The organism is Pseudomonas sp. HMSC076A11 (assembly GCF_001810205.1).
Lineage (GTDB): Bacteria > Pseudomonadota > Gammaproteobacteria > Pseudomonadales > Pseudomonadaceae > Pseudomonas > Pseudomonas aeruginosa.
Genome location: NZ_KV800312.1, coordinates 40,871 through 58,863, shown reverse-complemented (window position 1 = coordinate 58,863; position 17,993 = coordinate 40,871). Strand labels below are relative to the sequence as shown.

Below are 17,993 nucleotides of genomic sequence, written 5' to 3'. Positions count from 1 at the left end.
ACTTGGACAAGAACATGAAAATTCTCATCGTGGACGACTTTTCCACGATGAGACGCATCATCAAGAACCTCTTGCGGGACTTGGGCTTCACCAATACCGCCGAGGCCGACGACGGCACCACGGCGCTGCCGATGCTGCACAGCGGCAATTTCGACTTTCTCGTCACCGACTGGAACATGCCGGGCATGACCGGCATCGATCTGCTGCGCGCGGTTCGCGCCGACGAGCGCCTCAAGCACCTGCCGGTGCTGATGGTCACCGCCGAGGCCAAGCGCGACCAGATCATCGAAGCGGCCCAGGCCGGGGTCAACGGCTATGTGGTCAAACCCTTCACCGCTCAGGTCCTGAAGGAAAAGATCGAGAAGATTTTCGAGCGGGTCAACGGCTGAAGCCGGCCAAGAGGGTGTCATGGTGCTTGGTAACGATTCCACGGGCGACGAATTCGAATCGACCCTGAAAAAACACGCGCGCGAACTGGTGGACTGTCTCGAACGGGGGCACTTCCAGCAGGCGGTGCAATTGATCCAGGAGCTCAGCCAGGCCAGGGACCGTGGCCTCTACCAGGAAGTGGGCAAGCTGACCCGCGAACTGCACAACGCCATCGTCGATTTCCAGATCGACCCGCATTCCCCCCACGCGCAGGAAATGTCGCAGATCGCCGATGCCACCGATCGTCTTTCCTACGTGGTGGAAATGACCGAGAAGGCCGCCAACCGGACCATGGACCTGGTGGAGCAGAGCGCCCCGCTGGTCAACCAGTTGGGCGACGATTCGCGGGAGCTGCACCAGGAGTGGCAACGCTTCATGCGCCGGGAAATCGACGCTGACGGCTTCCGCGAGCTGGCCAAGCGCATCGAACAGTTCCTCGTGCGCAGCGGCGAGAACGCCGGCCAGTTGTCCTCGCAGCTCAATGACATCCTGCTGGCGCAGGATTACCAGGACCTGACCGGCCAGGTGATCAAGCGTGTCACCAAGCTGGTCACCGAGGTCGAGAGCAACCTCGTGAAGCTGGTCTGGATGGCCGGCCAGGTGGACCGTTACGCCGGAATCGAGCACGACCACGTGAGCATGCGCCACCAGGCCGCGCTGGAGCGTTCGGCCAAGGGCGAGGGGCCGCAGGTCGCCGCGGAAAAACGAGAGGATGTGGTGTCCGGGCAGGATGACGTGGACGATCTGCTGTCCAGCCTGGGTTTCTGACCCGCCCGGCTCAAGACTGCGGCATCGCTGCCGTTAAGTAAGCATTGAACGCTGGCATCCGCGGGCTGCCGGCACAGCCTTCGTCATGCCGGTGATCCCGGCGGGCGGGCTGAAGTCGGTCCGGAAAGCCGGGCCGGTATTTCCGGCAGGACAGCGGTCCTGCCGATCCTTTCGAGTAACACGTCTCTGGGAGCAGCCGAATGAGCTTCGACGCCGATGAAGAAATCCTCCAGGACTTCCTGGTTGAGGCCGGCGAGATTCTCGAGCAATTGTCCGAGCAACTGGTCGAGCTGGAGAGCCGGCCGGACGACATGGACCTGCTCAATGCCATTTTCCGTGGGTTCCATACGGTCAAGGGCGGTGCCGGCTTCCTCCAGCTGAACGCGCTGGTGGAATGCTGCCACATTGCGGAAAACGTCTTCGATATCCTGCGCAAGGGCGAGCGGCGCGTCAGCTCCGAACTGATGGATGTGGTGCTGCAGGCGCTGGATACGGTCAACGCGATGTTCGACCAAGTGCGCGAGCAGTCCGAACCGACCCCGGCGACGCCCGAACTGCTGGCGGCCCTTGCCCGCCTGGCCGAGCCCGAGGGCGCCGCGCCCGCGGAACCTGTGCAAGCGCCGCCGGCGGCCGTTCCGCCAGCCGAGCCTGCGGCGCCGCCGGAAGCGCCCGCGCAGAGTGCCTCCAGCGATATCACCGACGACGAGTTCGAGCAGTTGCTGGATGCTCTGCAGGGCGACGAAGCGCCGGCCTCCGCCGTTGCAGAAGCGCCCGCGGCTCCCGCTGGCGACGAGATCAGCGACGCCGAGTTCGAGGCGTTGCTCGACCAGTTGCACGGCAAGGGCAAGTTCGTCCCGCCGGCGGTCTCGGCCGAGCCTGCGCAAGTCCCCGCCGAGGCGGTCGAGCCGGCCGCGGCTGCCGCTGGTGACGATATCAGCGACGACGAGTTCGAGGCGCTGCTCGACGAACTGCACGGCAAGGGCAAGTTCGGCGATGTCCCGGAAGCCGCCGGCACACCCGCCGCACCGGCTGCCGCGGCTCCAGCGGCTGCGCCGGCGGAGCAGGGCAAGGCGCCGGCCGCCGCGGGCGGCGATGAGATCAGCGACGACGAGTTCGAGTCGCTGCTCGACGAACTGCACGGCAAGGGCAAGTTCAACGGCGCCTCCGAGGCCGTGGCGGCTGCCGCGGCGGTAGCCAAGAACATCGCAGCGAAGAGTCCCGCGGCGAAACCGGTCGCTCCGGCCAAGGCCGCCGCCGCGCGTCCGGCGGCGCCCGACAGGCCGGCGGCGAGCGAGGCGGAGACCACCGTGCGGGTGGATACGGCGCGTCTCGACGAGATCATGAACATGGTCGGCGAGCTGGTGCTGGTGCGTAACCGCCTGGTGCGCCTGGGCCTGAACAGTGGCGACGAGGCCATGGCCAAGGCCGTGGCCAACCTCGACGTGGTCACCGGCGACCTGCAGATGTCGGTGATGAAGACCCGCATGCAGCCGATCAAGAAGGTCTTCGGCCGCTTCCCGCGCCTGGTTCGCGACCTGGCGCGGAACATGAAGAAAGAGATCAACCTGGAGCTGGTGGGCGAAGAGACCGACCTCGACAAGAACCTGGTCGAGGCCCTCGCCGATCCGCTGGTGCACCTGGTGCGCAACGCCGTCGACCACGGCATCGAGAGTCCGGAGGAGCGCGAGGCCGCCGGCAAGCCGCGGGTCGGCCAGGTGGTGCTGTCAGCGGAGCAGGAGGGTGACCACATCCTCCTGATGATCACCGACGACGGCAAGGGCATGGACGCCGAGGTGCTGCGCAACAAGGCGGTGGAGAAGGGCCTGCTGGAGCGCGATGCGGCGGACCGCCTGACCGACCTGGAGTGCTACAACCTGATTTTCGCCCCGGGTTTCTCGACCAAGACCGAGATTTCCGACGTGTCCGGCCGCGGCGTCGGCATGGACGTGGTGAAGACCAAGATTTCCCAGCTCAACGGCACGGTCAATGTGTTTTCGCAGAAGGGGTCCGGCTCGAAGATCGTCATCAAGGTGCCGCTGACTTTGGCGATCATGCCTACCCTTATGGTGATGCTGGGCAGCCAGGCGTTCGCCTTCCCGCTGGTCAACGTCAACGAAATCTTCCATCTTGACCTGTCGCGCACCAATGTCGTGGATGGCCAGGAAGTGGTGATCGTCCGCGACAAGGCCTTGCCGCTGTTCTATCTCAAGCGCTGGCTGGTGCCGAGTGCGGCCCACGAAGAGCAGGGTGAGGGACACGTGGTGATCCTGTCGGTCGGCACCCAGCGCATCGGTTTCGTCGTCGACCAGTTGGTGGGACAAGAAGAAGTGGTGATCAAGCCACTCGGCAAGATGTTGCAGGGCACCCCCGGCATGGCGGGCGCCACCATCACCGGGGACGGGCGCATCGCCCTGATCCTCGATGTGCCGAGCATGCTCAAGCGTTACGCACGGCGCATCTGACGCCGCGTATGGGTTTCCGGCGGCGCAGGAGCGTCGCCCTCTGAGGAGTAGCTATGGCAGTCAAAGTCCTGGTGGTGGACGATTCGGGGTTCTTCCGCCGCCGTGTCTCGGAGATTCTCTCCGCCGATGGACAGATCCAGGTGGTCGGCACCGCCACCAATGGCCGCGAGGCCATCGAGCAGGCGCTGGCCCTGAGACCCGATGTGATCACCATGGATTACGAGATGCCGCTGATGGACGGCATCACCGCGGTACGCAACATCATGCAGCGTTGCCCGACCCCGGTCCTGATGTTCTCCTCGCTGACCCACGAGGGCGCGCGGGTGACCCTGGATGCACTGGACGCTGGAGCGGTCGACTACCTGCCGAAGAATTTCGAGGACATCTCGCGCAACCCGGACAAGGTCCGCCAGTTGCTCTGCGAGAAGGTCCTGACCATCGCCCGTAGCAATCGTCGCTCGATCAGCCTGCCGCCGCTGCCTTCGGCCACCTCGTCCAGCCATGCGCCGGCGTCGTCCTCCAGCGTCGGCGCGAGCGCGCGTGTTGGTGCCGGCGCGTCGCCGGCCCCGGCGTCGACCTCGGCGGCGCCGAAGCGCAAGGCCTACCGGCTGGTCGCGATCGGTACCTCCACCGGTGGACCGGTTGCCTTGCAGCGGGTGCTGACCCAGTTGCCGGCCAACTTCCCGGCGCCGCTGGTACTGATCCAGCACATGCCGGCGGCCTTCACCAAGGCCTTCGCCGAGCGCCTCGACAAGCTGTGCCGGATCAACGTCAAGGAGGCGGAGGACGGCGACATCCTGCGTCCCGGCCTGGCGCTGCTGGCGCCGGGCGGCAAGCAGATGATGGTCGACGGCCGCGGCACGGTGCGCATCCTCCCCGGCGACGAACGCCTGAACTACAAGCCCTGCGTCGACGTGACCTTCGGCTCGGCGGCCAAGGCCTACAACGACAAGGTCCTGGCGGTGGTCCTCACCGGCATGGGCGCCGACGGGCGCGAGGGTGCGCGCCTGCTCAAGCAGGGCGGCAGCCAGGTGTGGGCGCAGGACGAGGCCAGTTGCGTGATCTACGGGATGCCGATGGCCGTGGTCAAGGCCAACCTGGCGGACGCGGTGTACGGGCTCGACGACATCGGCCGGCACCTGGTCGAGGCGTGCCAGTAAGCGTGCGTGCAGGAATGAGGAGACTGCCTTCGATGGCCACCCACGTGACGAGCTGCGCGCGCCTTCGCCGAGCCGAGGGGACGCGCTGATGGATGTGCTCAGCCTGGTCGGGATCACCCTGGCGTTCGTCGCCATCGTCGGCGGCAACTTTCTCGAGGGCGGCCACGCCGGAGCCCTGCTCAACGGTCCGGCGGCGCTGATCGTGATCGGCGGCACCCTGGCCGCGGCGCTGTTGCAGACCCCGGTGAACGTGCTCAAGCGCGGCCTGGGCATGCTCGGCTGGGTGTTCTTCCCGCCGCGCGAGGATCTTTCCGGGGGAATCGACCGGATCGTCTCCTGGAGCATGACCGCGCGCAAGGAAGGCCTGCTCGGCCTGGAGAGCATCGCCGATGCGGAGCCCGATCCCTATGCGCGCAAGGGCCTGCAACTGCTGGTGGACGGCGCCGAGCCGGAAGTCATCCGCAGCATCCTCGAGGTCGACCTGTTCACCCAGGAAAGTCGCGACCTGCAGGCCGCCAAGGTGTTCGAGAGCATGGGCGGCTATGCGCCGACCATCGGCATCATCGGCGCGGTAATGGGCTTGATCCATGTGATGGGCAACCTGGCCAACCCGGCGCAGCTCGGCAGCGGCATCGCCGTGGCCTTCGTCGCCACCATCTATGGCGTCGGCTTCGCCAACCTGCTCCTGCTGCCGATCGGCAACAAGCTGAAAACCCTGGTACTGCGCCAGTCGCGCTACCGCGAGATGCTCCTGGAGGGCCTGCTGTCCATCGCCGAGGGCGAGAACCCGCGTTCCATCGAGTTGAAGCTGCAAGGCTTCATGGACTGACCGGAGCCGAGCATGCAGCGCCGCCGTCGCCACCAGGAGGAACACGAGAACCACGAACGCTGGCTGGTTTCCTATGCCGACTTCATCACCCTGCTGTTCGCCTTCTTCGTGGTGATGTATTCGATTTCCTCGATCAACGAGGGCAAGTACAAGATCCTCTCGGAGACCCTCACCGGCGTGTTCAACCAGCCCGACCGCTCGTTGAAGCCGATTCCCATCGGCGACGAGCGGCCGCGCACCACCGAGCCGGAGCGCACCAGCGTCGAGGAGCAGCCCAGCGACAACGCGGCCAGCGCCGACTCGCTGGAGCGGATCGCCGACAGCGTGCGCGATGCCTTCGGCGACTTGATCGCCTCCGACCAGTTGAGCGTGCGCGGTAACGAGCTGTGGATCGAGATCACTCTCAATTCCAGCCTGCTGTTTCCCAGCGGCGATGCGCTGCCCAACGATGCCGCCTTCGATATCGTCGAGAAGGTCGCCAAGATCCTGGCGCCCTACAAGAACCCGATCCATGTCGAGGGCTTCACCGATGACGTGCCGATCCATAGCCCGCGCTATCCCACCAACTGGGAACTGTCGGCGGCGCGGGCGGCGAGCATCGTCCGCCTGCTCGGCAACGATGGGGTCGAGCCGTCGCGGATGGCTGCGGTGGGCTATGGTGAATTTCAGCCGGTGGCGGACAATGCCAGCGCCGAGGGGCGGGCGAAGAATCGCCGGGTGGTGCTGGTGATCTCGCGCAACCTGGAGGTGCGGCGCAGCGTCAGCGGGGTCGGCAGCGGCAAGGCGCAACCGGATTCGGCGCTCCGCCACGCAGGCTCGGCAGCTGGCACGCAAGCTGCAGATACTGGCGGTACGCCGGCGCCCGCGCCGGCAACCGTCAATTCCCCGTCGCCTTCGCCATGAGCGCGCGAACCATGGTTTGCGTACGGGCGCCGGGGCCGAACTGGCCATTAGCGCGGCCCCAACCGGGTAGACCCATGCCAGGAAGAGTAGAGCAATGAAAGTCTGGGCAGTCGCCAATCAGAAAGGAGGGGTCGGCAAGACCACCTCGTCCATCGCCCTGGCCGGCCTGTTGGCGGATGCCGGCAAGCGCGTGGTCGTGGTTGACCTGGACCCCCACGGCTCGATGACCAGCTATTTCGGCTATGACCCGGACACCCTCGAGCACAGCGCCTTCGACCTGTTCCTGCACCAGGGCAACGTCCCCGAGGGGCTGCCGGCCTCGCTGCTGCGCAGCACCAGCAACGAACGCATTTCCCTGCTGCCGTCGAGTACCGCGCTGGCCACCCTGGAGCGCCAGTCGCCGGGCAAGAGCGGTCTCGGCCTGGTGGTCTCGAAGAGCCTGGCGCAGCTCTGGCAGGATTTCGACCATGCGATCATCGACAGCCCGCCGCTGCTCGGCGTGCTGATGGTCAACGCCCTGGCCGCCAGCCAGCACCTGGTGATCCCGGTGCAGACCGAGTTCCTCGCGGTGAAAGGGCTGGAGCGGATGGTCAACACCCTGGCGATGATCAACCGGTCGCGCAAACAGGCGTTGCCCTATACCATCGTACCTACGCTGTTCGACCGGCGGACCCAGGCTTCGCTGAGCACGCTGCGGATTCTCAACGAGAACTACCCGGACAACCTGTGGCAGGCGTTCATTCCCATCGATACCCGCCTGCGCGATGCCAGCCGGGCCGGGGTCACGCCGTCGCAGCACGACGGCAAGAGTCGCGGGGTGATCGCCTACCGCGCCTTGCTCAAGCATCTGCTGGCGCAGCAGCCGGCCACCCGGGTGGCCTGATGGCACGCCGGTCGCCGCGCCGACAGGCGCATTCAAGCCGCACCGGAGTGCGGCCGATAACCGTTGTAGACCCCTGTCGCGGAATACCCACATGAGCGCCGCCACCGCCACCCGTTCGCAACTGGCCTTGCAGTCCTACCTGGATGCGTTGCTCCAGGAGGCCACTTTCGAGGACCTGGAACCTCTCGTCGAGACGCCGCCAGCGCCTGCGCCCGCGCCGTTGAAGCCTGTCGCGCTGGCGGTCGCCGAAGTGGCGACACCGGCCCCGGCGCTGGAAACGCTGCCGGTCGACCACGGGTTCGACGAGTTCGAGGCCGCGGTGCTCGAGGAGCAGGTCCGCGATGCGCGTCTGGTTCCGCCGGCGCCGGCGGCCCTGCTCGACGAACCGACGACGTTGCGCGAGCTGCCGGTCGAGCCACGGCCCCACGAAGTCATCGAGTTGCGCGTGCCGAGCGCCCCGGCGAGCGTCGGCGAGCCGCCGCTGCTCGACCTGCCGCTGCTCGACGACGGTCGTCCGGCCTGGGCGGCGGAGCCCTTCGAGTGCCTGCTGTTTGACGTCGCCGGGCTGACCCTGGCGGTGCCGCTGGTGTGCCTCGGCTCGATCTATCCGCTGGAGAACCAGGAACTGACCCCGTTGTTCGGCCAGCCCGACTGGTTCCTCGGCATCCTGCCGTCGCAGGCGGGCAACCTGAAGGTGTTGGACACCGCACGCTGGGTGATGCCCGAACGCTACCGCGACGACTATCGCGACGGCCTCAAGTACGTGATCTCGGTCCAGGGCTACGAGTGGGGGCTGGCGGTGCACCAGGTGAGCCGCTCGATCCGCCTCGACCCGGCCGAGGTGAAATGGCGCAGCCAGCGTAGCCAGCGGCCCTGGCTGGCCGGCACGGTCATCGAACACATGTGTGCGCTGCTGGATGTGGCGGCGCTCGCCGAACTGATCGCCAGCGGCGCCGTCAAGCGCCTGCACGGCGACCATTGATAGACAGCTTCCGCCACTTGCGGCGGTTTTCGAGAGGTTAGGGGAATGAGCAAAGCCACCGCGCAAAGCGCCGAAGATCCGATCCTGCAGTGGGTCACCTTCCGCCTGGACAACGAGAGCTACGGCATCAATGTGATGCAGGTCCAGGAGGTGCTGCGCTACACCGAGATCGCCCCGGTGCCGGGCGCGCCGAGCTACGTGCTGGGCATCATCAACCTGCGCGGCAACGTGGTCACGGTGATCGACACCCGCCAGCGCTTCGGCCTGGACCCTGCGCCGGTCAGCGACAACACGCGGATCGTCATTATCGAGGCGGACAAGCAGGTGGTCGGCATCCTGGTCGACAGCGTCGCCGAGGTGGTCTACCTGAAGCAGTCGGAAATCGAGACCGCGCCGAACGTCGGCAACGAAGAGTCGGCCAAGTTCATCCAGGGTGTTTGCAACAAGAACGGCGAGCTGCTGATCCTGGTCGAGCTGGACAAGATGATGACCGAGGAAGAATGGTCGGAGCTGGGCAGCATCTGATGCGTTCTACCGACACGAGGGCCTGCTGAGATGGAGGTCGTCGCGCTGGCACTGGCGCTCGCCGCCTGCCTCGGCCTGGCGGCGGCGTGCCTGTGGCTGCGCCGTGAATTGCGCCGCCTGCAAGCTGCGCTGGCGCAGCAGGCGGAGGAGGGCGCCGCGCGCGAGCGCCGGCTCAAGGAGCTGAGCAAGCGCATCGAGTCCTACCAGCAGGTCAACGTGCGCATGGGCGAGGCCTTGCAGGACCTCGGCAAGCAACTCGCGCCGCTTCCCGACCGGGTCGCGCGCCTGGAGCAGCGCGATCCGACCACGCTGTCGTTCAGCCAGGCCGCACGCCTGGTCGGGCTCGGCGCCAGCGCCGAAGACCTGACCCAGGCCTGCGGTCTGTCGCAGGCCGAGGCCGAGCTGGTGGCGCGCCTGCACGAAGCCAAGGGCAAGTGACGGTCGCCGGCCCGGCGCTGGCGCTTTTCAGGCGAGCAGGCGGCTCGCCACTTCTGCCAGTGTCACCTCTCCCCTGAACTCCCCGCAGCTCTGCGCCGGCAGGCGATCCTCGATGGCATGGGCGAAGCGCACCGCCGGGTCCTGCTCCAGCTTCTCCAGGTGTCGATGCAGGCGCGGAAAGTCGTGTTGCAGGTCGAAGTAGCCCAGCTCCCGTCCCCAGCGAGCGGTACCCGCGAGGTAGGCGTCGGCCACGCTCGGCCCTTCGCCGGCCAGCCACTTGCGGTCGCCGAGCAGCTTGTCGATCCGGCCATAGGCTCGCGCCGCGCGCGTCAGCGCCCTTGCCGTCGTGGTTGCGTCGGCGTCCTCCAGATAGAACAGGGCTCCCCAGGCCGAATGGCATTCGGTATGCAGGAGGGCGAGGGCGAAGTTCAGTTCGTCGAACTCGGCGCTGCCCTGCGGATAACCGAGCTTCCTGCACAGGTCGCGCGCCGCCAGGTGCTGGAGAATGGCCAGGCTTTCGCTGAGCGCGCGGCCGTCCTCCAGGAGCAGGGTGGGCGTCTGGCGAGCCGGGTTCAGGCGCACGTAGGTGCGCTCGCCGGTCTCCAGCGGCATCTCGATCCGACACAGGCGATAGGGGCGGCCGAGCCACTCGAGGGCCACGATCGAGCCGAAGGAACAGCCGTGGGGTACGCCATAAAACAGTACAGGTTCCATTTTCCATCTCCGTTCAGGTAACGCACGTTGCGCATCGCAACCGGGCTGAACGCAGGGTAGGGGGGATATAGGCTATATTCGGTCCTGATTTTTCCGGTGGATCGAAAAATGTCCAAGCCCACGGTGCGCGTGCTCGCCCTGCTCGAACTGCTGCAGAGCCACGGCCAGCTCAGCGGTAGCGAGCTGGCCAGGCGCCTGGAGGTGGATGGACGGACGCTGCGTCGCTATATCGTCGCCCTCGAGGAGCTGGGCATACCCATCTCGGCGGAGCGCGGACGCCATGGCGGTTACCGCCTGGTGGCCGGTTTCAAGCTCCCGCCGCTGATGTTCAGCGCGGAGGAAACCCTGGCCGTGTCCCTCGGCCTGCTGGCGGTGCGCAGTCTCGGCCTGGGCGAAAGCGAGCTGGCCCTGGAAAGTGCGCAGGCCAAGCTGAGCAGGGTGATGCCCGTTGCGCTGCGGCGGCGCCTCGTGGCGCTCCGCGAGACCGCCAGCCTGGACCTGGCCCGCGCCCGGGCGGGAACCAGTGTGGCGGCGCTGGCGACCCTCGCCGAAGCCGCCCAGGTCCGTGCGCGGGTCGAGTTCCGCTATCGCGACCCGCAGGGCGCCGAAACCCTCCGCCAACTCGATCCCTACGGCCTGGCCTATCGCAACGGCTGCTGGTACGTCAGCGGTTTCTGCCACCTGCGCCAGGCGTTGCGCTCGTTCCGTCTCGATCGCCTGGACGCGCCGCGCATGCTGGCGGAGCGCTTCGAGCGACCGGCGGATTTCGATACCCTCCGCCACCTGCGGGAGAGCTTCGCCCGGATGCCGCGCGCCTACCCGGTGGAAATTCTGATGCGGGCGGCGAGGGAGCAGGTGGTCGCGGTGCTCGGCGAGCCCCTCGGTCTGCTCGCCGAGGTCGATGGCGGTACGCTGTTGCGCGCCAGCACCGACGACCTGGACTGGTTCGCCCGGCGCCTGTGCGGCCTGCCGTTCGACTTCGAGGTCAGGCAGCCGCTGGAGTTGCGCGAGCCGTTGAGGCGCCAGGCCGAGCGTGTCCTGCGTAACCTGGGCCAGGAGGAAGCTTCGGATCACAGGTAGGCATTTAGAGGAAAAGTCCTATTAATTGCGCGGCTGTCGCTTTCTAGAATCGGTCCTGGTCAACCCGCACGTTTCCAGGAGGCCACAAGGATGCCTGCAATACCCCTGCGCGCCATGGTGCTGTGCGCCAACCCCGGCCGTTTGCTCAGGTACGGAGCGCTGTTCAACCGCTGCGGCTACTTCCACCTGAGCCTGTGCCTGGACCGACGGGAGCTGCGGCGCTCCCTGGACCAGGGTTACCCGTACGACTATTGCCTCTACGACGGATTCCGCCTGGACCAGGGCTGCAAGGGCACGCTGGCGATGCTGGGACGCAGCGGCAGCATCCGGCGCTTCCTGCTGGTGGGCGAACTCGATTGCCGCGAGAAGCGTCTGTTGTTCGAGTGGAGCAGAGGCCATGGCCTGAGCATCGGCGCGGTGTCCGACCGGCCTTTGGGCCAGGTCGCCCTGGCTGCGTTGATCAAGCGTGATCGCGGCTGCCCCGACCTCCTGCGCGGCATCGCCTGAGGCGGCTTCCGGGAAGATGAGGTAAGGTCGTTTTCCAACCTTCCATGGCGAGACAGCATGACCGTCCAGGCCGACATCCTCAAGGCGATCGAAGGCATCGAGCATGGCTTCCAGCAAGCCGGCCAGGCACTCTCCGAACGGATATTCCATTGCCGGCAGGTGCATGGCGCCGAGATCGTCGACGCGCGCTCGTTGTCGGAATCGGGACGGCATGCCGCCGACGGTGTTTTCAGCGAAGGGCCGCTGGCGGTCGCGGTGGTCACCGCGGACTGCCTGCCGATTCTCATGAGCAGTCGCGACGGTCGGGTGGTGGCCGCCCTGCACGGCGGCTGGCAGGGGCTCGTCGCCGGTATCGTCGGCGCGGCGGTGGCGCGCTTCAATGCGCGCGGCGTCGCCAGCGCGGACATCCGGGTCGCCATCGGTCCCGGGATCAAAGCCTGCTGCTACGAGGTGAGTGCCGGGTTCATCGAGGCGTTGCAGGTCGGCCACGGCCGCCTCTGGGAGGGCGCGGTGCCGCCCTGGAGCCAGCGTCGTCCGCTCCCCGAGCGGCCACCCCGGTTCGCTCCGCCCGAGCCAAGGCAGGCGGAGCAGGGCGCCTGGCTGGACCTGGTGGCCTTCTGTCGCCAGTTGTTCCAGGCCGCCGGCGTCGGGCCGGCGCAGATCGAAGCCAGCGCCGTCTGCACCTACTGTTCCGGCGATGCGTTCGCCAGTCATCGCCGACGCCAGCGCCTGGGCGAGGAGAAGCGTCAGCAGTACGCCTGGATCGCGCGCAAGCCGTGACCGCGTATCGGTATTGTCCGGAAATCCTGGATAGTCATGACGGTTGTCTGCTGTTTATCCGCCAATACCCGGCTTCTAGACTTTCCCTGTCGATGCGTGGCTGTCGCCACGCTCATTCCAGGAGAGTCCCAGCATGCCTGACATCACCCAAGCCGCCATCGTCACCGGCGCCTCCCGCGGCATCGGTCGCGCCATTGCCCGGCGGTTGGCCGCCGACGGTTTCGCGGTCGCGGTCAACTATGCCGGCAACCAGACCATGGCCGACGAGGTCGTGGCCGAAATCGTCGCCGCCGGCGGCACGGCCATCGCCGTACAGGGCGACGTGGCCAGCCCGGAGGACATGGACAAGCTGTTCGAAGCCACCAGGGGCGCCTTCGGCCGCATCGACGTGGTGGTCAACAGCGCCGGCACGATGCCCTACCTGAAGATCGCCGACGGCGACCTGGAGGGCTTCGACCGGGTGATCCGCACCAACCTGCGCGGCGCCTTCATCGTGCTCGGCCTGGCTGCCCGGCATGTCGAGCGCGGCGGACGGATCATCGCCCTGTCCACCAGCGTGATCGCCCGGGCGCTGCCCAGCTACGGTCCGTACATCGCGTCCAAGTCCGGGGTCGAGGGGCTGGTGCACGTGCTGGCCAACGAGTTGCGCGGCCAGGACATCAGGGTCAACGCGGTGGCGCCCGGCCCGGTGGCCACCGAGCTGTTCTTCAACGGCAAGAGCGCCGAACAGATCGACCAGATCGCCAGGCTGGCGCCGCTGGAGCGTCTCGGCGAGCCGGACGAGATCGCCGCGGCGGTGTCCTTCCTCGCCGGGCCGGACGGGGCCTGGGTCAATTCCCAGGTGCTGCGGGTCAACGGCGGTTTCGCCTGAGCCGTGTGGGCGGGGCACGAAAAAGCCGGCGCGAAGGCCGGCTTTTTCGTGGTCGCCACTGGCGGTCAGCGGTCGTTCTTGGTCGAGGAGCCGATGGCGTTGCTCAAGCCCTTGCTGTTGTGATCGCCGGGGGTGGTGGCGGAGATCGCGCTGGCCTGCGACAGCCCGCGGCTGTCGCGGGAGCTGGCGATGCCGGAGGTGGCTGAACCATGGCCTTTGCTGGAGTGGCCGCCGAGGTTGCCGCCATGGCTGCCGCCCTTGCCGCCGCCATGACCGCCACCGTTGCCGCCGCCATTTCCGCCCTTGGCATAGGCGGAGCCGACAGGAGAAAGCTCGCCAGGCAGCAGGGTGCTGCCCGCGAACAGCAGGCCGAGAGCAGCTACGGCGAACAGGGTATGTTTTTTCATTTGAGGGATGCCTCCGCAGGCATGTGGTGTGCCGTCTAAAGACCGTTGCGCGAACGACAGGTTCTGTGGAAAGCGACGGATGGCGGGCCCTGCCGGTGGTTCCTCCTTCAGCGGTTGCGCCAGTGCTCGGCGAGCAATCCGTAGAGCGCCGAGTCGGAGACTTCTCCGGAAACGATCCAGCGTTGTGCGAGCAGGCCCTCCTGGCGGAAGCCCAGGCGCTCCAGGCTGGCGGCCGAAGGCCGGTTGCGCGGATCGATCTCCGCCTCCAGGCGGTTCAGGTCGATTTCATCGAAAGCGAACGCCAGCAGCCTGCGCAGCGCCTCGCCCATGTAACCCCGGCCCTGGGCTGCACGTGCCAGGCAGTAGCCGAGTTCGGCGCGGCGCGAGCCTTTCTCGAAATGGAAGAGGATACAACTGCCGAGCAATTGGCCGTCTTCTCGACGCTCGATGGCCAGGTTCAGGTATTCGCCGTCGACGAGCGCCTGGCTGTCCCGCAGGATCGCCTCGCGGGCCTGCGCAGGGGTCGTCCACGGCGGTGTGTTCCAGTAACGCATGACTTCCGGGTCGGACATCATGGCGAACAGCGGCGCGGCGTCTTCCTCTCGGAAAGTGCGTAGCCGCAGGCGCGGGGTGTCCAACGGGTGGGGAAAGACGAAGTTCATCGGGCGCTCCTTTGCCGAGGTCGGAGGCTGCGCAGCTTAGCGCGCAGCGGCGAGGTCCTGGAGCTGATGTGCGTGCGGATGTTTCGCCGTGCGGGCTGGCTCAGTCGCCGGGACCGCCGAGTAGCAGCATCTGGTTGCCATCCGCGGCGTCCGGCGCGAATCCCTCGGGACACTTGCCTTTCAGGTGCCAGGCGAAGGCGATGATCTCGGCGATGGTGCGATACAGCGCTTCCGGAATGGCGTCGCCGAGTTCCAGGCGGGCGAGCAGGCGGACCAGCTCGGCGTTCTCGTAGATCGGTACCTCGTAGTCGCGGGCGATGGCCAGGATCGCCTCGGCCAGTTCGGCGTCGCCCTTGGCGGAAAGGGTCGGCGCGGCCTGGCCGTCGTAGCTCAGGGCGATGGCTTGGCGCGGGGCGGGTGACTGCTTTCTGTTCATGCGGTTTCGTCTACCCAGCGTTGTTCGATGGTCGCTCGCGGGCCCTGGGGCGGGCGGCCGCGTTGGCAGGTGATCTCGCCAACGGTCAGGCCGGCGTCGCGCAGGCGTTGGCGCAGGTGGCCGAGTTCATGCTCGACCAGCCGTGCGGTCGCGTCTCGCTCGGCCCAAAGCTGGCTGGACAGGCTGCCGCGTAGCAGGGTCGCCTGGGCGTGCAGCGGTCCCAGCGGCTCCAGGTCGAAGGCCAGTTCGACGCGCCAGAGGCTTTCGCGGGCCTCTTCGCCGGTCTTGCGCTGTTCTTCCTGGAACTTCACCTGCAACGGTACCACCGAGTGCTGATGGCGCATGGGCACCTCCATCTGCCAGGTCGCCAGTTGGGTGCCATCCGGCAGGGTGCTGGTCTGCGCCAGGCTCGACAACTGATGGGTCTGCAGGCGGGAGATCGCCGCGGCGGCAAGGCGCAGCAGTGACTCCAGTTCCATGTCCTCGTCGAACAGTTGGAGAACCTTGCTCGGCAGGGGAAAGTTCAGTGCCTGGGTCTTGTTGGCGCTCTGTCCCAGGTTGCCCAGGGCGTTGCGGACAAAGGCCGGCAGCGCCTGGGCCAGGTTCGCCGTGTTGCCGGCGAACATGCCCGGCGCCTGGGCGCCGGTCGGCGGCAGCGGCGACAGCTGGGCGAACAGGCGCAACAGGTTGGCCTTCAGGTCCTGGCCGAGATGATCGGTGGCGCCCTGCATCAGGCGCGCCTCGAGGAACAGGCCGCTCTGCTGCAGGGCCTGGCCGAGCAGCTTGGAATCGCCCATCTTCTGCGCCTCCGGCAGGCCGGCGAAGAGGCGCTCCACGGCCTGGCGCAGGCTGTCCGGCAGGTCGTTGCGGCCGTTCAGCCCCTGCAGGGCGGCGAACAGGCCTTCCAGGGAAGCCTGGCGGGCGCTCTGCCCGGCCAGTTGCTGGCCCAGCGCAAGCTGGTCGAGGCGTCCGCTGAGCGGCAGGAAGTCGATCTGCTGGCTGTTTTTCACCAGCGCCGTGAGCAGGCTGCCGACCGGCAGCGCCTGGGGCGAGTCGAGGCTCAGCTTGCTGCCGGCGAGCGGCGTGTTGAGCAGGTTCAGCAGGACCCGGTAGACCACCTGCTGGGCCTTGTCCGCCGGCAGCGCGGTGCTGGACAGGACCTTGCCCTGGAGCAGGGTGCCGGGCGGCAGTTGCTCCAGGTCGAGGCTGCTCAGCGGGCCAGCGCCGGCCATGCTGTCGAGCAGGGTTGCAACCACGCTGGTGTTGCTGGTGGCGCTGACGTTGAGCAGGTTGCCCGGCACCAGCGGCCGATTGCTCTGCACTTCCACCAGGCTCTGCCCGCTGTTCGCCAGGGTCAGCTTGAGCAGGACCTGGAAATTGTTCGCCAGGCCTTCCTTGACCGCCAGCACCTCGGCCTTGCCCGACTCGCCTTCGCCCAGCAGGCCGGCCAGGGTCTGCACCAGCTTCAGGGTCATCTCGGCGTCGGCCTGGGCGTTGCCCTGCGATTGCGCCGGCGGCAGCGGGCGTGGGGCGGAAACCGGGGGTAGTGGCGGGGAAGCGCCTATCTCGGCTGGCATGGGTAACAACCTGTCTTAAACGACCCTGCGGAGGCTGGGGAAGGGCGTGTATAATGCCGCGCCTGTCAAACAGGCTGGCCGCGTCGTCACCAGTATAGCGGCCGTGTTTATCCCGACTTTAGGGTCTGTTCCGTGAAGGCCTCCGGCGCCGCGACGAGGAGAGACGCTTGGCGATGTTGTTCGATGTCCGATCCTGCTGAAGTCCCCACAGCCAGCCCCTTGCTGGAAACCGTCGGGCTCGCCTGCGAGCGCGACTGGCGCATGCTGTTCGAGCGCCTCGACCTGCGCCTGGCCGCCGGTGAGATGTTGCAGGTGGTGGGTCCCAACGGCAGCGGCAAGACCAGCCTGCTGCGCCTGCTGTCCGGACTGATGCAGCCGACCGCCGGGGAAGTCCGCCTGAACGGCCGGCCGCTCGCCGAACAGCGCGGCGAACTGGCCCGCAGCCTGTTGTGGATCGGCCACGCCGCGGGAATCAAGGGCCTGCTCAGCGCCGAGGAGAACCTCACCTGGCTCTGCGCGCTGCACCAGCCGGCCAGCCGCGAGGCGATCTGGCAGGCCCTGGCCGACGTCGGCCTGCGTGGCTTCGAGGACGTTCCCTGCCACACCCTTTCCGCCGGCCAGCAACGCCGCGTGGCGCTGGCCCGCCTGTACCTGGACGCACCGCCCTTGTGGATCCTCGATGAACCCTTCACCGCCCTCGACAAACAGGGGGTGGCGCAACTGGAAACGCACCTGGCCGGGCATTGCCAGCGCGGCGGGATGGTGGTGCTGACCACCCACCACAGCCTGCAGCAGGTGCCCGCCGGCTACCGCGAGCTGGACCTCGGTGCGCTCAAGGCGGCCAGCGGCACGACGGTCGAGCCGGCGCTGGGCGATCCGGCATGAGCAACGTCTTCAGCCTGCTCCTGGCGCGCGAGGCGCGCCTGCTGTTCCGCCGACCGGCGGAGCTGGCCAACCCGCTGGTGTTCTTCGCCATCGTCATCGCCCTGTTCCCCCTGGCGGTCGGGCCGGAAAGCCAATTGCTACAAACCTTGTCGCCCGGCCTGGTCTGGGTGGCGGCGCTATTGGCCGTGCTGCTCTCGCTGGAAGGGCTGTTCCGCAGCGATTTCGAGGACGGTTCTCTGGAGCAGTGGGTCCTTTCGCCGCACCCCCTGGCTCTTCTGGTGCTGGCCAAGGTGCTGGCACACTGGCTGTTTTCCGGGCTGGCCCTGGTCCTGATGTCGCCGCTGTTCGCGCTGATGCTGGGCCTGCCGGCCCGTTGCATACCGGTGCTGCTGCTTTCCCTGTTGCTCGGTACGCCGGTGCTGAGCCTGCTCGGCGCCGTCGGCGCGGCCTTGACCGTGGGCCTCAAGCGCGGCGGCCTGTTGCTGGCGCTGCTGATCCTGCCGCTGTACATCCCGGTGCTGATTCTCGGTAGCGGGGCGCTGCAGGCTTCGCTGCAGGGACTGCCCAGCAGCGGACATTTATTGTGGCTGGCGAGCCTGACGGCGCTAGCATTGACACTCACGCCATTCGCCATCGCTGCCGGCCTGAAGATCAGCGTAGGCGAGTGAGTCCGCCCGCCGAAGGCATCGGCGGGG

21 protein-coding genes are annotated in these 17,993 nt (G+C 67.3%); 16 read left to right on the top strand and 5 right to left on the bottom strand.

The features are described 5' to 3' along the window. The first annotated feature begins 14 nt into the window (after positions 1-14). The 10 genes from HMPREF2716_RS18045 (at position 15) to HMPREF2716_RS18000 (ending at position 9,379) form a co-directional block, all read left to right on the top strand. Complete coding sequence (locus HMPREF2716_RS18045) at positions 15-389, top strand: chemotaxis response regulator CheY (RefSeq protein ID WP_003083073.1); 375 nt, start codon at positions 15-17, stop codon at positions 387-389. A gap of 19 nt (positions 390-408) precedes the next feature. After that, on the top strand, positions 409-1,197 hold the full coding sequence (locus tag HMPREF2716_RS18040; protein WP_003083075.1) for a protein phosphatase CheZ: 789 nt from the start codon (positions 409-411) through the stop codon (positions 1,195-1,197). Positions 1,198-1,397: 200 nt separating this feature from the next. Beyond that, positions 1,398-3,659, top strand: coding sequence for a chemotaxis protein CheA (locus tag HMPREF2716_RS18035; protein WP_023087615.1), 2,262 nt, complete (start codon positions 1,398-1,400; stop codon positions 3,657-3,659). 53 nt (positions 3,660-3,712) lie between these two features. Next, complete coding sequence (locus HMPREF2716_RS18030) at positions 3,713-4,819, top strand: protein-glutamate methylesterase/protein-glutamine glutaminase (RefSeq protein ID WP_003083085.1); 1,107 nt, start codon at positions 3,713-3,715, stop codon at positions 4,817-4,819. An 88-nt stretch (positions 4,820-4,907) separates the two neighbouring features. Further along, the gene (locus HMPREF2716_RS18025) at positions 4,908-5,648 is read left to right on the top strand and encodes a flagellar motor protein (RefSeq protein ID WP_003159935.1); all 741 of its coding nucleotides are present in this window, start codon (positions 4,908-4,910) and stop codon (positions 5,646-5,648) included. 12 nt (positions 5,649-5,660) lie between these two features. Then, entirely contained in the window at positions 5,661-6,551 is an 891-nt protein-coding gene (gene motD, locus HMPREF2716_RS18020; RefSeq protein WP_003083090.1) for a flagellar motor protein MotD, read from the top strand. Between the two features lie 94 nt (positions 6,552-6,645). Further along, the gene (locus HMPREF2716_RS18015; RefSeq protein WP_003083092.1) at positions 6,646-7,434 is read left to right on the top strand and encodes a ParA family protein; all 789 of its coding nucleotides are present in this window, start codon (positions 6,646-6,648) and stop codon (positions 7,432-7,434) included. Positions 7,435-7,525: 91 nt separating this feature from the next. Then, a complete protein-coding gene (locus tag HMPREF2716_RS18010) occupies positions 7,526-8,416 on the top strand; it encodes a CheW domain-containing protein (protein WP_003083094.1) in 891 nt (296 codons plus the stop codon). A 45-nt stretch (positions 8,417-8,461) separates the two neighbouring features. Beyond that, positions 8,462-8,941 (top strand): chemotaxis protein CheW, encoded by a 480-nt coding sequence (locus tag HMPREF2716_RS18005; RefSeq protein WP_003083098.1) that lies wholly within the window; start codon positions 8,462-8,464, stop codon positions 8,939-8,941. Between the two features lie 30 nt (positions 8,942-8,971). Then, entirely contained in the window at positions 8,972-9,379 is a 408-nt protein-coding gene (locus tag HMPREF2716_RS18000) for a DUF2802 domain-containing protein (protein WP_003083101.1), read from the top strand. 27 nt (positions 9,380-9,406) lie between these two features. On the opposite strand, the gene HMPREF2716_RS17995 is transcribed toward HMPREF2716_RS18000, so the two are convergent. After that, entirely contained in the window at positions 9,407-10,093 is a 687-nt protein-coding gene (locus HMPREF2716_RS17995) for a glutathione S-transferase family protein (protein ID WP_003083103.1), read from the bottom strand. A gap of 108 nt (positions 10,094-10,201) precedes the next feature. On the opposite strand from HMPREF2716_RS17995, the gene HMPREF2716_RS17990 reads away from it, so the two are divergent. From HMPREF2716_RS17990 to HMPREF2716_RS17975, 4 genes are all read left to right on the top strand, one after another. Next, the gene (locus HMPREF2716_RS17990; RefSeq protein WP_003083105.1) at positions 10,202-11,173 is read left to right on the top strand and encodes a helix-turn-helix transcriptional regulator; all 972 of its coding nucleotides are present in this window, start codon (positions 10,202-10,204) and stop codon (positions 11,171-11,173) included. 90 nt (positions 11,174-11,263) lie between these two features. Continuing rightward, the gene (locus tag HMPREF2716_RS17985; RefSeq protein WP_003083108.1) at positions 11,264-11,680 is read left to right on the top strand and encodes a hypothetical protein; all 417 of its coding nucleotides are present in this window, start codon (positions 11,264-11,266) and stop codon (positions 11,678-11,680) included. Positions 11,681-11,737: 57 nt separating this feature from the next. Continuing rightward, complete coding sequence (locus tag HMPREF2716_RS17980) at positions 11,738-12,460, top strand: purine nucleoside phosphorylase YfiH/LACC1 family protein (protein WP_003083110.1); 723 nt, start codon at positions 11,738-11,740, stop codon at positions 12,458-12,460. Positions 12,461-12,593: 133 nt separating this feature from the next. Beyond that, the gene (locus HMPREF2716_RS17975) at positions 12,594-13,331 is read left to right on the top strand and encodes an SDR family oxidoreductase (protein WP_003083112.1); all 738 of its coding nucleotides are present in this window, start codon (positions 12,594-12,596) and stop codon (positions 13,329-13,331) included. A gap of 65 nt (positions 13,332-13,396) precedes the next feature. Here HMPREF2716_RS17975 and HMPREF2716_RS17970 read toward each other — a convergent pair whose 3' ends face one another. The 4 genes from HMPREF2716_RS17970 to HMPREF2716_RS17955 all read right to left on the bottom strand — a co-directional run bounded on the left by HMPREF2716_RS17970 (position 13,397) and on the right by HMPREF2716_RS17955 (position 16,311). Beyond that, complete coding sequence (locus HMPREF2716_RS17970; RefSeq protein ID WP_003117799.1) at positions 13,397-13,738, bottom strand: hypothetical protein; 342 nt, start codon at positions 13,736-13,738, stop codon at positions 13,397-13,399. A 107-nt stretch (positions 13,739-13,845) separates the two neighbouring features. Beyond that, positions 13,846-14,400, bottom strand: coding sequence for a GNAT family N-acetyltransferase (locus HMPREF2716_RS17965; RefSeq protein WP_003083119.1), 555 nt, complete (start codon positions 14,398-14,400; stop codon positions 13,846-13,848). A 100-nt stretch (positions 14,401-14,500) separates the two neighbouring features. Beyond that, a complete protein-coding gene (locus HMPREF2716_RS17960; protein ID WP_003083121.1) occupies positions 14,501-14,836 on the bottom strand; it encodes an EscU/YscU/HrcU family type III secretion system export apparatus switch protein in 336 nt (111 codons plus the stop codon). Continuing rightward, positions 14,833-16,311 (bottom strand): flagellar hook-length control protein FliK, encoded by a 1,479-nt coding sequence (locus HMPREF2716_RS17955; RefSeq protein ID WP_003083123.1) that lies wholly within the window; start codon positions 16,309-16,311, stop codon positions 14,833-14,835. The genes HMPREF2716_RS17960 and HMPREF2716_RS17955 overlap by 4 nt, the downstream gene beginning before the upstream one ends. A gap of 285 nt (positions 16,312-16,596) precedes the next feature. Here HMPREF2716_RS17955 and ccmA point away from each other — a divergent pair, with 285 nt between their 5' ends. After that, positions 16,597-17,298 carry a cytochrome c biogenesis heme-transporting ATPase CcmA gene (gene ccmA, locus HMPREF2716_RS17950; RefSeq protein ID WP_023110188.1) on the top strand — a complete coding sequence of 234 codons (702 nt, stop codon included), beginning with the start codon at positions 16,597-16,599 and terminating at the stop codon, positions 17,296-17,298. Continuing rightward, the gene (gene ccmB / locus HMPREF2716_RS17945) at positions 17,295-17,966 is read left to right on the top strand and encodes a heme exporter protein CcmB (RefSeq protein WP_003083130.1); all 672 of its coding nucleotides are present in this window, start codon (positions 17,295-17,297) and stop codon (positions 17,964-17,966) included. Before ccmA ends, ccmB begins: the two co-directional genes overlap by 4 nt. The last annotated feature ends 27 nt before the right edge of the window (positions 17,967-17,993 follow it).